The organism is Streptomyces sp. NPDC031474, from assembly GCF_055581185.1.
In genome coordinates this window covers 183,308-196,817 of record NZ_JBVIJX010000018.1, presented here as the reverse complement: position 1 = coordinate 196,817, position 13,510 = coordinate 183,308, and the positions used below count along the sequence as shown (strand labels likewise).

General features: G+C 72.1%; 12 protein-coding genes. 6 read left to right on the top strand and 6 right to left on the bottom strand.

The genetic code is table 11. The features are described from left to right. Window positions 1–1,674, top strand: a complete 1,674-nt coding sequence (locus tag ACZ5SK_RS34700; protein ID WP_334582304.1) for a serine/threonine protein kinase — start codon at window positions 1–3, stop codon at window positions 1,672–1,674. Here the strand turns inward: ACZ5SK_RS34700 and ACZ5SK_RS34695 are convergent. After that, window positions 1,663–3,129, bottom strand: a complete 1,467-nt coding sequence (locus ACZ5SK_RS34695) for a serine hydrolase domain-containing protein (RefSeq protein WP_334582305.1) — start codon at window positions 3,127–3,129, stop codon at window positions 1,663–1,665. The two genes, ACZ5SK_RS34700 and ACZ5SK_RS34695, sit on opposite strands and share 12 nt — an antisense overlap. Before the next feature lie 95 nt (window positions 3,130–3,224). Between ACZ5SK_RS34695 and ACZ5SK_RS34690 the strand changes: the two genes are divergently transcribed. Then, a complete protein-coding gene (locus tag ACZ5SK_RS34690; RefSeq protein ID WP_334582306.1) occupies window positions 3,225–4,196 on the top strand; it encodes an LLM class F420-dependent oxidoreductase in 972 nt (323 codons plus the stop codon). Between the two features lie 128 nt (window positions 4,197–4,324). Beyond that, complete coding sequence (locus ACZ5SK_RS34685) at window positions 4,325–5,407, top strand: hypothetical protein (protein WP_334582307.1); 1,083 nt, start codon at window positions 4,325–4,327, stop codon at window positions 5,405–5,407. A 67-nt stretch (window positions 5,408–5,474) separates the two neighbouring features. Here the strand turns inward: ACZ5SK_RS34685 and ACZ5SK_RS34680 are convergent, their stop codons facing one another. Then, window positions 5,475–5,900, bottom strand: coding sequence for a DUF6328 family protein (locus ACZ5SK_RS34680; protein WP_334583776.1), 426 nt, complete (start codon window positions 5,898–5,900; stop codon window positions 5,475–5,477). A gap of 165 nt (window positions 5,901–6,065) precedes the next feature. Then, a complete protein-coding gene (locus ACZ5SK_RS34675; RefSeq protein WP_334582308.1) occupies window positions 6,066–7,049 on the bottom strand; it encodes an aldo/keto reductase in 984 nt (327 codons plus the stop codon). A gap of 136 nt (window positions 7,050–7,185) precedes the next feature. On the opposite strand from ACZ5SK_RS34675, the gene ACZ5SK_RS34670 reads away from it, so the two are divergent. Further along, window positions 7,186–8,910, top strand: a complete 1,725-nt coding sequence (locus ACZ5SK_RS34670; RefSeq protein ID WP_468576895.1) for a cholesterol oxidase substrate-binding domain-containing protein — start codon at window positions 7,186–7,188, stop codon at window positions 8,908–8,910. 21 nt (window positions 8,911–8,931) lie between these two features. Here ACZ5SK_RS34670 and ACZ5SK_RS34665 read toward each other — a convergent pair whose 3' ends face one another. Next, window positions 8,932–10,149, bottom strand: a complete 1,218-nt coding sequence (locus tag ACZ5SK_RS34665; protein ID WP_334582310.1) for an FAD-dependent monooxygenase — start codon at window positions 10,147–10,149, stop codon at window positions 8,932–8,934. Between the two features lie 350 nt (window positions 10,150–10,499). On the opposite strand from ACZ5SK_RS34665, the gene melC1 reads away from it, so the two are divergent. Next, complete coding sequence (melC1, locus tag ACZ5SK_RS34660) at window positions 10,500–10,895, top strand: apotyrosinase chaperone MelC1 (RefSeq protein ID WP_334582311.1); 396 nt, start codon at window positions 10,500–10,502, stop codon at window positions 10,893–10,895. 44 nt (window positions 10,896–10,939) lie between these two features. Next, the gene (gene melC2 / locus ACZ5SK_RS34655; RefSeq protein WP_334582312.1) at window positions 10,940–11,761 is read left to right on the top strand and encodes a tyrosinase MelC2; all 822 of its coding nucleotides are present in this window, start codon (window positions 10,940–10,942) and stop codon (window positions 11,759–11,761) included. On the opposite strand, the gene ACZ5SK_RS34650 is transcribed toward melC2, so the two are convergent. Further along, window positions 11,762–12,460 carry a ribonuclease H family protein gene (locus ACZ5SK_RS34650; RefSeq protein WP_334582313.1) on the bottom strand — a complete coding sequence of 233 codons (699 nt, stop codon included), beginning with the start codon at window positions 12,458–12,460 and terminating at the stop codon, window positions 11,762–11,764. A gap of 53 nt (window positions 12,461–12,513) precedes the next feature. After that, the gene (locus ACZ5SK_RS34645; protein ID WP_334582314.1) at window positions 12,514–13,314 is read right to left on the bottom strand and encodes a VOC family protein; all 801 of its coding nucleotides are present in this window, start codon (window positions 13,312–13,314) and stop codon (window positions 12,514–12,516) included. Window positions 13,315–13,510 lie beyond the last annotated feature (196 nt).

The following is a 13,510-nucleotide window of genomic DNA, read 5'->3' as shown; positions in this document are numbered from 1 at the left end:
ATGGCCATGGTCAAGACGCACGTCTCCACGCACGAGTTGGTCGCCGGGAGGTACCGGCTGCTCGACGTCGTCAACCAGGAGACGAACCGCGTCAGCTGGTACGGCGAGTACGTCGAGGACACCGGGGCCGCGCGGCCGTGCCTGGTCACCAGGATCGGGCTGCCCCCCGATCAGGGCGAGGAGAAAGCACGTCAGGCCGCAGACCGGGTCCTGCGGATGTCGGAGACGGTGGCACGGCTGTGCCCCGGCCGGATCGCCACGGTCGTCGACGCCGTGCAGGAGGAGGGTTCGCTGTGGACCGTCACCGAGTGGATCGACGGCCTGCCGCTGGGGCAACTCCTCGCGCAGAAGGGGTCGTTCAGTCCGGCGCGGGCCGCGGCGATCGGGCTGGAGCTGCTCGACGTGCTGGAGACCGCGCACGGTGAGGGCATCACCCACGGCGAGCTGAGCCCCGGCCAGGTCTTCCTGCGGGCCCGCGGCCCGCTCGTCCTCACCGGCTTCGGACTGGCGGGCGCGACCCTCGCCCCACGGGTGGCGGCGCCGTCGTACGCCTCGCCCGAGCAGGCCCGGGACGAGCGGATCGGTCCGGCGGCCGACCTGTGGGCGCTGGGCGCGATCCTCTACACGATGGTCGAGGGGCGGCCGCCGTACCGGGACCGGGACCGGCCCGAGAGCACGCTGAAGGGCGTGGACCGGCTGCCGCTGCGCACCCCGCTGCGCGCGGGCCCGCTCACCGGGACCGTGCAGGGGCTGCTGCGCAAGGACTCCCGGGAGCGGCTGACCCGGACGGTCGTACGACAGTCCCTCACCCGGGTGCTGGACGAGGACCCGCACGGGGTGATGCCGGCCCCCAAGCTGAAGCGGGCCTGCGCAGCGGCCCGGCACATCGGTCCGCAGTGGAGCGGCCGGGCCATGGCGGCCGGGACGGCACTGGCCGTGGTCACCGTGGCGGTCGCCGCGCTCGCCGTGACCCACCAGTTGCCGGACAGCGACGACACGGCGTCGGGCGGCGCACAGGCCCGGCCGTCCGCGTCCGCCGGGCCGCCGAGCGAGGACGCCGGTGACAGAGGCCCCGCGACGCCGACCCCGACTGCGCCCCCGACCGCTTCGGGCCGTCCGTCCCCCAGCACGTCCCCGGACGCCTCCCCCTCCGCACCCCCCTCCGCACCCGCCTCGGCGCCGCCGTCGGCCTCGCCCGACGCCCTCCCGGACGGCTTCCGCGTCTACCGTGCACCCGAGGGGTTCTCGGTCGCCCTGCCCGCGGGCTGGAAGCGGCTGGAAACGGCGCGCGGCGCCGATCAGGCGTACCGGATCACCTTCGGGGCGGCCGGTGACCCGCGCACCCTGGCGGTGACCTACAGCGAGAGCGCCGGACCGGACCCGGTGGCCATCTGGCGCGACGAGGTCGAGCCCAACCTGAGGAAGGCCGACGGTTTCCGGCGGCTCGGCGACATCGAGGCGAGGACGTACCAGGGGTACAAGGCCGCCGACATGGAGTGGCTCCAGGACGTCGACGGCACACAGGTGCGCACCTTCGGCCGGGGCTTCCTCCTCGGCGGGCACCGCAGTTTCTCGCTGCGCTGGACGACGCCCGCCGCGGACTGGGACAAGAGCGCGAACCGGCAGGCCCTGGACACGTTCCTGCGGACCTTCCGGCCGGGTTCAGCCGCCTGAGCGTCCCGACGGCCGTGGGGCGCGCAGCGAGCGCAGCGCGCCGCCGTGCAGGGGCTCCGTGTCCCAGTGGGCGGTGAAGGTCCGCTCGGCGAGGGAGCACGTCACCCGCAGGCGGTGCGGGGTCTCGAGGAACGCGAGGTGCGCGGTGAGGGTGTCGCCGTCGGTCCACCCGCCGCTCACGGCGATGGGCAGCGGCTCGTCGGTCACCTGCCAGCCGCCGGAGCCCAGGGGCGCCTCCAGTCGCATGCCGCCCGATTCCTCGACAAGACTCAGGGACCAGCCGTCCGGGCCCCCGGTCACGGCGGCGCCGGTCAGCTTCGGCAGGGCCGCGCAGACACCGCCGTGCGGGGTGAACGCGGCGGCCGACCACTCCCCGTCCCGCTCCGGCGGTGCCGGTTTCCCGGCGGCCGGGGGGAGCGCGAGCCGGGCCAGCCGCTGTGCGAGGGCCGCGTCGGCGTCCTCGCGGCCGGTCAGCGGCTGTGGCCGGAACGCGGGCAGCAGGTGCTCCCAGACGAGGGTGAGCAGGGCCTGCATGTCGTTCGTCGCCGCGGTCGTGGCGATCACGGCGTCGTGCTCGGGCAGGACGAGGCAGAACTGTCCGTAGGCGCCGTCGCCGCGGTAGCCGTGCCGGGAGCGCCAGAACTGGAAGCCGTAGCCTCGGTCCCAGTCCAGTCGGTCCGCGTCGGCCGCGGCGCCGGGAGCCGTGGCCACCTGCTCGCGCGTCGCCTCGGCGACCCACTCCCGCGACAGCAGCCGCTCGCCGTCCCACACTCCCTCGTCCAGGTACAGCTGCCCCAGCCGGGCGATCGCGTCGGTGGTGCCGTGCAGACCGCTGAAGCCGAGCTCGCGCCCGGACCGGCCGGTGAGCCAGGCGACCTCGCCGATGCCGAGCGGGTCCAGCAGGCGCGGCCGCAGATAGGCGGTGAGCGGCTGCCCCGTGACACGCTGCAGGATCGCGGCGAGCGTGAAGGTGGCGGGCTGGTTGTACGCGAACACGGTTCCCGGGTCGCGGTCCGGCGGCAGCAGCAGGAAGCCGCGGACCGGGTCGTCGGGGTCGAGAGCGCGCGCCCGCTCGTAGGTCTCCGCCTCGTGCCCGCTCGCCATCGCCGCCACGTGCCGCACGAGCATCGCGCGGCTGCGCGGGTCGGTGATGTCCGCGTCGAGCTCCGGGAAGTACGAGAGAACCGGGTCGTCGAGGTCGATGAGTCCCTCGGCGACGGCGAACCCGGCGGCCGTCGACGTGAAGCTCTTGCTCAGCGAGTACAACAGGTGGAGCCGGTCGGGGGTGTACGGCTCCCACCAGCCGGAGGCGACGAGCCGGCCGTGGCGCAGGATCATCAGGCTGTGCGGCTCGATGATCTCGGCCGCCTCCACGGCGTCGAGGAAGGCGAGGACGCCGGAGGCGTCGACGCCCTCGGCGGACGGGGTGCTCGAAGGCAGTGGGCGGTCGCTCATACCCGCATCCTGCCCGGACGGCCGACGATCATCGACGGTCTTTTCAGGTCACCGGTGGCCCGTTTCCTCCCCCGGCGGCCGGGGACTCGGGCCTTATGGTGCGAATCGGATACACGATGATGACCGAACAGGCCGGCCCTCGTGACCTGGTCGACCACGTGGTGCGCGCCGAGGAGGTGGGTTTCGACTTCTCGGTGACGTCGGACCACTACTTCCCCTGGCTGCGCGCGCAGGGACACTCCCCGTACGCGTGGAGCGTGCTCGGAGCCGCCGCTCATGCCACGTCGCGCATTCCGCTGATGACGTATGTGACATGTCCGTCCTTCCGCTACCACCCGGCGGTGGTGGCGCAGAAGGCGGCGACGATGCAGTTGCTGTCCGAGGGGCGCTTCCGGCTGGGGCTCGGCGCCGGGGAGAACCTCAACGAGCATGTGGTGGGCGGCGGTTGGCCCCCGGTGGATGTGCGGCACGAGATGCTGGAGGAGGCGGTGGAGATCATCCGCGCGCTGTTCGGGGGCGGACACGTGACGCGGCACGGCACCCACTACGACGTGGACTCGGCGCGGCTGTGGGACCTCCCCGACGAGCCGCCGCCGATCGGCATCGCCGTCTCCGGCGAGCAGTCCTGTGAACTGGCGGGCAGGCTGGGCGATCTGGTGATCGCCACCGAGCCCGAGGCCGGTCTGCTGGAGGCGTTCGACCGGCACGGCGGCCAGGGCAAGCCGCGCGTGGGGCAGCTCCCGGTCTGTCACGACCCCGACCGGGACACGGCCGTGAAGCGGGCGCACGCCCAGTTCCGCTGGTTCGGCAACGGCTGGAAGGTGAACTCCGAACTGCCGCACCCGGACTCCTTCGAGTCGGCCACCCGGTTCGTGACGCCGGACGACGTCGCCTCGGCGATCCCCTGCGGTGACGATCCGGACGACTTCGTCGAGGCCGTACGCCCGTACGCCGAAGCCGGGTTCACCGAGGTCGCCCTGGTGCAGATCGGCGGCGACTCGCAGCCCGCCTACCTGGACTGGGCGGAGAAGACCCTGCTGCCCGCACTGCGCGACGCCCTCGGCTGAGGGGCCGGCGCACCCCGCACCCCGCACGCGGGTCTGTCAAAGCATCGCCAATGGGCCCATATAGGCTGCCGGTCTGCACTCTCGCAGTGCCGATCCTATGTTCAGCAGCCCGCAGAGGAGAGTCATCCGTGACCCTGGCGATCGACCTGCCCGAGACGCCCGCCGAGACGTCCGCCGAGGCGTCCGCCGCGACGTCCCCCGCGCCCCTGTCCGACCTCGTGGCGCGCGACGCCCGCGAGTTCGGCGTCTACGCGCGGACCGGCGGGTGGGCCTTCGGCCTGATGGTGGCGCGCAGCGTCCGGCCGGGCGGGCAGAGCGCGGACGAGACGCCGAAGGTGTCGGCGAAGGAGTTCGCCGAGCTGGCCGGCTGCTCGCCCGAGCGCGTCATGCGCTACTACAAGGCCTGGGACCGGGCCGCCGACGACGGTCTCGTCCCGCACTTCGAGGAGCTGGCGCCGGGCCAGGAGGTCGAACTGCCGGACGCCGAGGTGTGGCTCACCTACTACGTCTCGCGTTCCAGTGCCGCCTCGGAGCGCGGCACCGCGATCGCGGAGGCCGCCGAGGCCGAGGGCATCCGCCCGACGAAGGCGCTGGAGGTGGCGGAGAACCCCACCGCCCTGCGGGCCGCGATCCTCGCGGATCCCTCGACCGCCCGCGCGGCCCGCGCCGCGCTCCTGGACCGCATCAAGGAGGACCCGGACCTCCAGGCCGAGCTGGCCCGTGACGTCGTGCGCACGGACGACCTCAAGAAGGCCGTGGCGACCGAGAGCCGCTCGGCCGACCGGATCGGCTACGTCCGTCAGATCGCCGAGTCCGGCCAGGTGAAGACGCCTGCGGGGCAGACCATCGACGCACCCGTCGAGCTGCGTCAGGAGGCCGAGCGGCACCTCTCGCTGCTCGACGAGCTGGACGAGGACGAGGACGCCGGCGAGTGGGCCGCCGAGGCCTACGACACGATGAAGCACCTCGTCGTGGAGACCGTGGAGGCCGATCCCGAGCTGCGCGTCCAGGAACGGCGCACGAAGTTCTACAGCAGTCTGCAGCGGGCGACGAAGGTTTTCGAGGAGCTCACCTTCGACGACGTCGACGCACAGGACTTCTACGAGGACGACATGGTGCAGCAGCTGGAGGAGCTCCAGCAGGCGATCGGCAGCTGCATCACCGCGCTGCGCGGCGCGCGCGGCAACGCGCCCGCCGCCGAGCAGCCGTAGGGCGGGCAGCCGCGCGTCCGGCGCCGGCGTGCCTCCCCGCACCCGGCGTCACCGGCGGCACCCGGCGTCACTGTGTCGTATAGCGGTGCCGGGTCCACAGCGGAAGTACGAACCAGCACAGCGCGTACCACGTGACCACGCCGGAGACCAGCCAGGGCACGTAGTCGTCGTGGGTGGCCACGCGCAGGATCAGCAGCAGCGAGGCGGTCATGGTGGCGAGCAGCAGGATCAGGCCGACCAAGGTCAGCCGGGACGCCCACCGCACCGCCTGCGGCTTCACCCGCCGCCCGGCGACCAGGCGGTGCAGGGAGACGGGGCCGATGAGCGCGCCGGTCGAGCACGCGCCCAGACAGACGGTCACGATGTAGATGACCTGGTCGGTGTGGGCCAGGTGCGCGTAGCGCGGGGTGAACACCACCGTCAGCAGGAAGCCGAAGAGGATCTGCACGCCTGTCTGGGCGACGCGAACCTCCTGGATGAGCTCCCCCCACATGCGGTCGGCTCGCTCCTCCTCGGTCTCGTCGCGCCCCCTGCGCCGCCCGGCTCCCGCCGCGTCCGTCACGTGGCCTCCTCCGCCCGGTCCGAGTACCTCCTCGGTGCTCTCTCCCGGCGAGTACCCCGTGGGCGGCGATCGTCCCCCGATCACCGCCCGGGTGGCCTACCAGCGTCCCTCGACCTGCTCCTTGACACGCCGGTCGTACAGGTCGCGGACGGCGGCGAGGGTCTCGCCGGACAGCTCCGGGAGCTTGGCGGCGGCCGCGTTGGCACGGGCCTGCTCGGCCGAGCGGGCGCCCGGGATCACGGTGGTCACACCGGGCTGCTGGATGATCCAGCGCAGCGCCAGCTGGGCCGGGGTGTACCCCTCGGGGGCGAGGGCCGCGAACTCGACGGCGGCCCGGACGCCGGTGGCGTAGTCGACGCCGGAGAAGGTCTCGCCCTGGTCGAAGGCCTCGCCGTGCCGGTTGTAGGTGCGGTGGTCGTTCTCCGGGAAGACGGTGTCCTCGGTGTACTTGCCCGAGAGCAGTCCGGAGGCGAGCGGGACGCGGGCGATGATGCCGACGCCTGCCTCACGGGCCGCCGGCAGCACCTCGTACAGAGGCTTCAGGCGGAACGGGTTGAGGATGATCTGCACGCTGGCCACGCCCGGCCGGGCGATCGCGGTGAGGGCCTCGGCGCAGGTCTCCACGCTGACGCCGTAGTGCGCGATGCGCTCCTCCTCGACGAGGGTGTCGAGGGCGTCGAAGACCTCGTCGCTGGAGTAGACGGGGGTGGGCGGGCAGTGCAGCTGGACCAGGTCGATGCGGTCGACGCCGAGGTTGCGACGGGAACGGTCGTTCCAGGCGCGGAAGTTGTCCAGGACGTAGTTCTCGGGGATCTGTTCGACCCGGCGGCCCATCTTGGTGGCGACCAGCACATGCAGGTCGGGCCGGCCGCTCAGGAAGGCGGCGATGGTCTGCTCGCTGCGTCCGTCGCCGTAGACGTCGGCGGTGTCGAAGAAGGTGACGCCCGATTCGGCGGCCGCCTCCAGAACCGTCAGGGCCTCCTTGTCGTCGACGTCTCCCCAGTCGGCGCCCAGTTGCCAGGTGCCGAGACCGACGACGGATGCGTGCTGACCAGACCTACCGAATTCGCGCTCGTCCATGAGGGCAGTCTGTCATCCGGGGTGACCGGGTGCGGAACGGGCCGCTCCGCGCCGCCATCTGTGAATCTTTCACCCATAAGAGTGACGGTGTTCGACAAGGCGGCCGCATGGGTCGACGGGCCTCTAGCGTGAGCCCGTGACTGATAGTTCAGTGAGCAACCATCAGCCGGGTGACCCCTCCTGGACGCGCCGCGGCTTTCTGCGCACCGCGGCCACGGCCCTGGCCGCCGTTCCCGTCCTGGTGGCCGCCGACCCGGCCGTCGCCGCGCAGGAGCTGCCGGACTTCCCCCCGGACGTCTCCCTCTCCCGTACGGCGTACCGCAACTGGGACGGCGAGATCACCGTGACCGGGCTGTGGGCGTGTGCGCCGGCGGACCCGGACCAGGTGGTCGACGTCGTCAACTGGGCCTGGCGGCAGGGCTGGACGGTACGGCCCCGGGGCGCGGCGCACGGCTGGTCGCCGCTGACCGTCGAGGAGGGCACGCCGGCGGACGCGCCGGTCCTGCTCGTCGACACCGGCCCGCATCTGACGGGTCTGGCCCTGGTCGCGTCCGACGAGATACGCGCCGGGACGGGTGTCACGCTGGAGGCGCTGCTCACCTTCCTCGAAGGGCACGGCCTCGGCGTCACGGCCTCGCCGGCCCCCGGCGACCTCACACTGGGCGGCGCGCTCGCCGTCGACGCGCACGGCACCGCTGTACCGGCGCGGGGTGAGGAGCGGCTGCCCGGACAGACGTACGGCTCGCTCAGCAACCGGGTGCTGTCCCTGACGGCCGTGGTGTGGGACGCCGACAGCGGGGCGTACGGCCTGCGCACGTATCGGCGTGACGAGGCGGACTGCGCCGCGCTGCTCACGCATCTGGGGCGGTCGCTGGTGACCGAGGTGGTGCTGCGGGTGGGGGCGAACAGCAACCTGCGGTGCGTGAGCCGTACGGACATTCCGGCGACGGAGCTGTTCGCGGCGCCGGGCACGAGGGGGCGGACACTGGCGAGCTTCCTGGAGGCCGAGGGGCGGGTGGAGGCCATCTGGTTCGCGTTCACCGAGTCCCCGTGGTTCAAGGTGTGGTCCGTCGAACCGACGAAGCCGCTCACCTCGCGCCGCGTGACGTCGCCGTACCCCTACCCGTTCTCCGACAACGTCCCGACGCCGGTGGCGGACCTGGCCGGGCGGATGGTCGCGGACGCCGCCTGGTATCTGGCGCCGGTGCTCGGCAACGCGCAGCTGGACGCCGCGGCGCTCGGGCTCGTGGCGACCCTGTCGGCGGACATCTGGGGGCCGTCGAAGAACACGCTGCTGTACATCAGGCCGACCACACTGCGGGTGCACGCCAACGGCTACGCGGTGCTGACGAGCCGGGCTCAAGTGCAGCGTGTCGTCGCCGAGTTCACCTCCTTCTACTGGGAGCGGCAAACCGCGTACGCCGCTCTGGGCCGCTTCCCCGTCAACGGTTCGGTGGAGATCCGGGTGACCGGTCTCGACGACCCGGCCGAAGCCGAACTCACCGGCGCCCGGGCGCCGTCGCTCTCCGCGCTGCGGCCCGACCCCGACCACCCCGAGTGGGACACGGCCGTCTGGCTGGACGTCCTGACGCTGCCGGGGACGCCGTACGCGGACGCCTTCTACCGCGAACTGGAGCGCTTCCTGCTCGCGGCCTACGACGGCACGCACGCGCTCACCCGGGTGGAGTGGTCCAAGGGCTGGGGATACACCGACGAGGCCGCGTGGAGCGACGGGGAGGTGCTGGGGACGGCAGTGCCGGAGTCCTTCGGTTCCGCGTGGGACGAGGCGGCGCACACGCTCGAACGGCTGGACCCGCACCGGGTGTTCCGCGCCCCGCTGCACGGTCGGCTGTTCCCCTAGGCCTGGGCCCCGGGGCCCCGACTAGTCGCGGGAGGCCAGCGTCCGGGTGTGCGCGCCGCGCGCCAGCTTCGGGCCCAGCCAGCGTTTGAGGCGGCGCAGGGCCTCCAGCCGCCCGGCGGCCCGGTCGAGCCGGTAGTACAGCTGGGGCGGCACATAGGGCAGCAGCGGCGAGTGGCGCTGACCGAGCAGGGCGAACATCTGCTCCGGGGGCAGGTCGATGTAGCGGGTGAGGTTCTCGTACCACTGGGCGCTGTAGCGGGCGGCGCTCTGCGGGGAGAGCAGGGCGGACTTGCGTTCCTGTTCGTAGCGGGCGAGGGCCTGCGGGAGGTCGGTGCTCCCGCGCAGGGCGTCGGCGAGGGCGATGGCGTCCTCCAGGGCGAGGGTGGTGCCGGCGCCGATGGAGTAGTGGGTGGTGTGCGCGGCGTCGCCGAGGAGGACGAGGTTGTCGCGGTGCCAGGTGCGGTTGGTGAGGGTGCGGAAGGTCAGCCACTGGGCGCTGCCTGCGGCGGAGGCGCGGCCGATCAGGGGGTGGCCGTCGAGGATGTGCGCGAAGAGCTTCTCCAGGTCGGCAAGGCCGTCGCCCTCGCTCGCCCGGTCGAGGCCGAGCCCGGCGAGGGTCTCGGGGGCGCACTCGATCACGCAGGTGCTCTGCTCGGAGCTGAAGGGGTAGCCGTAGCACCAGATCCAGCCGTGCTCGGTCTCCACGAAGGCGAAGGTGAAGGAGTCGAAGACTTTGGTGGTGCCGAGCCAGACGTAGGAGTTGCGGCCCGGCGCGAGTGCGGCGCCGAAGTCGTCCGCGTGGCGGGTGCGCAGGGCGCTGTGGACGCCGTCGCAGGCCACGACGAGGTCGGCGGCCGGCAGGTTCTCGGCGGTGATCTCGCTCTCGTACTCGATCCGTACGCCGAGTGCGCGGGCGCGGGCGGCGAGGATCTCCAGCAGCTTGTGCCGGCCGATGCCGTGCCCCTCGTCGCCGGGCTGACGGGTCGCCAGATCCCTTACGTGTGCGACCCCTTCGTTCCAGCGGACGGAGCTCTCGTCGATCGCGTCCGCCGACTCGGGGTCACAGGCGCGGAGTCTGTCGAGGAGTCCCTGCCAGTAGGTGACGCCCCACCCGTAGGTCGAGCCCTCCGGGTCGCGCTCGTGGACGGTGATGTCGTGGGACGGGTCCTGCCGCTTGAGCAGGATCGAGAGATACAGGCCGGCGGGCCCGCCGCCGACACAGGCGACCTTCACGCGCACCCCTAGGAATTAACCGGACGTGGTGGATTGACGACGCAGGGTAGCAGGGTGCGATAGCTGCCGACGGATGCCCCGCCTGCCCGATCGCGCCAGTTTTCCCACGTGAGGCACACCACGAGCGGGATGCCGACGCGCGAAAGTCCACCGGAAGTAACGGCGTCACGGAAAGGAATTGCCCGTTCCGCCTCGCGTGGGCCCTGTCGAAGACAAGATCATCTTCGTTGAGGATTGTACGACTTATCGCTGATTGTCTGGATCGCAGTCAACCCGTCGCAGCGGATTTCTCCCGTTCTCCTCCCGGCCGATAGGCATGCGGGGTCGTCCATCGAACGCACCTCAGGAGGTCCCGCATGCCGGAACTCAGCCGTCGTCGCGCACTCACCGCGGTGGCCGTCGTCGCCGGTGTCCGGTCGGCCGCCGTCCCCGCCGCCCGGGCCGGCGAACACGACACGCACGACACGCACGACACGCACGACACCCGTGACCCTCACGGCTCCCCCGACTCCTTCGACGAGGTCTACAAGGGCCGCCGGATACAGGGCCGGCCTGCCGTCGGGAGCGGTCATCACCATGGCGGCTACGCCGTCCACGTCGACGGGGTCGAACTGCACGTGATGCGCAACGCCGACGGCTCCTGGATCAGCGTCGTCAGCCACTACGACCCGGTGTCCACCCCGCGGGCCGCCGCCCGCGCCGCGGTCGACGAGTTGCAGGGCGCCCGGCTCGAACCCTTCCCCGCCGGCTGACCGGTAGGACCGCCCTGCCCTCACGACACTTGGAGCACCGCACCATGACCGTCCGCAAGAACCAGGCGTCCCTGACCGCCGACGAGAAGCGGCGCTTCGTCGCCGCCGTCCTCGAACTCAAGCGCAGCGGCCGCTACGACGCCTTCGTCACCACGCACAACGCCTTCATACTCGGCGACACCGACGACGGCGAGCGCACCGGACACCGTTCGCCGTCGTTCCTGCCGTGGCACCGCAGATTCCTGCTGGAGTTCGAGCGGGCGTTGCAGTCGGTGGACGCGTCGGTGGCGTTGCCGTACTGGGACTGGTCGGCCGACCGGTCGACGCGCGCCTCGCTGTGGGCGCCGGACTTCCTCGGCGGCAGCGGGCGCAGCCGGGACGGCCGGGTGATGGACGGGCCGTTCGCCGCGACGGCGGGCAACTGGCCGATCAACGTCCGTGTGGACGGCCGCACCTACCTCCGACGCGCGCTGGGGGCGAACGTGCGTGAGCTGCCGACCCGGGCCGAGGTCGAGTCGGTGCTGGCGATGGAGACGTACGACATGGCGCCCTGGAACAGCGGCTCCGACGGCTTCCGCAATCACCTGGAGGGCTGGCGCGGGGTCAATCTGCACAACCGGGTCCATGTGTGGGTCGGCGGGCAGATGGCGACGGGGGTCTCCCCCAACGACCCGGTGTTCTGGCTGCACCACGCCTACGTCGACAAGTTGTGGGCCGAGTGGCAGCGCCGTCATCCGGGGTCGGCGTACCTCCCGGGCGGCGGGACGCCGGACGTCGTCGACCTGGACGAGACGATGAAGCCGTGGAACGACACCACCCCGGCGGCCCTGCTCGACCACACGGCCCACTACACCTTCGACGCCTGATCAGGCCTCGGCGCCGCGGCACTCCGGGTGGCCCCAGCCCTGCGCGTTCTTGGCGATCTGCTCGCCCGCCGCGTAGCCCCGGCCGCAGACGCAGCGGCCGGGGAACTTGGCCTTGAGCGTGCGGGACGACGAACTCCCCCCGCGCCGGGGGGACTTGCTTCCCGCGGCGCGGGCGGACTTCGGCCTGGGGGTGTCCGGCGAGGCCGGCGGCGCCGGGGAGCCCTGGTCGCTGCCGGCCGGCTGCTGGACGCTCGCCGCCTGGCTTGCGGCACGGTCGGCGAAGTCATTGAGCGGGTCGCCGTCGACCTGGTGGGCGGGCACGTAGCGGAAGTCGACCGAGCGGCCGTCGAGCAGTTCGTCGATGCGGACGACGAGCTCCTGGTTGGCGACCGGCTTCCCGGCGGACGTCTTCCAGCCGTTGCGCTTCCAGCCGGGCAGCCAGGTGGTGACGGCCTTCATCGCGTACTGCGAGTCCATCCGGATCTCGAGCGGCACGGCCGGGTCGGTCGACGCCAACAGGCGTTCCAGCGCGGTGAGTTCGGCGACGTTGTTGGTGGCCTTGCCGAGCGGGCCCGCCTCCCAGCGGGCCGGGGTCTCCGCGTCGTCCGCCACCACCCACGCCCAACCCGCCGGTCCCGGGTTTCCCTTCGAAGCCCCGTCGCACGCGGCCACCACTCGTTCACGCATGCGCACGATCATGCCATGGCCGAACGGGGCGCCCGGCCCCCGCCCGGCCCCCGCCCGGGACTCGCCTAGGACACGTCCACGGTCTGCGGCATGTCGCCCGCGGTGGTGGTGACGTCGATCACCGAGAAGTTCGCGCCCTGCGGGTCGCTGATCGCGGCGAACCGTCCGAACGGGGTGTCCATCGGGCCGAAGCGCAGCACGCCGCCCAGCTTGGTGGCCCGGGCCACGGCGTCGTCGCAGTTGTCGACGGTGAAGTAGAGGTTGACGTACGAGGGCACCTCGGGCGGGAACTCCTCGGTCATCTTCATCCGGCCGAGGACCATGTCGCCGCCGATCTCGAACAGGCGGAAGTCGACCGAGTCGTCCTGGAGCTGCTTGGCCGTGTACGCGAACACCGCCGGCAGGAACGTGTCCGTCTTGTGCGGTTCACGGGTGAAGAACTCGGCCCAGCAGAACGCGCCCGGCTGCTCGGGCGGCGCCTCGAAGCCCTCGTGGACGCCCGCCTGCCACACGCCGAAGACGGCGCCGCTGGGCTCGCGGCCCAGGCACATCGTGCCGAAGTCGCCGACCTTCATCGGCTCCATCAGCACCTCGCCACCGTTGTCACGGATCTTGCGGGCGGTCGCGGCGGCGTCCGGGGAGGCGAGGTACAGGCACCACTGCGAGGGGCCCTCCTGGCCGGTCATCGGCGGGACGACGGCGGCGACCGCCTTGCCGTCGGCGTAGGCCTGTGTGTAGTTCCCGTACTCCGACGACGCCTCGCCGAAGGTCCAGCCGAGGACCTCGCCGTAGAAGCGCTTGGCGCCCTCCAGATCACTGAACATCGCGTCGGCCCAGCAAGGGGCTCCCTCTGGTCGTACGGCCATGACCCCGGCCCTCCCGATGAGATGGATTGTCCGGTTCCTCACGCTAGCCACTCGGCCGTCGACGCGCGCGCCGAACCCGTTGCTCCGTCCTGGTGAACGGCGCCTCCCAATCCCCCTGATCACCGGCGTGCGGGGGCACTCACCCGGACACCCGACGGCACGCGATGCGCCTTCTGCACCATCCACACGGTTTGCA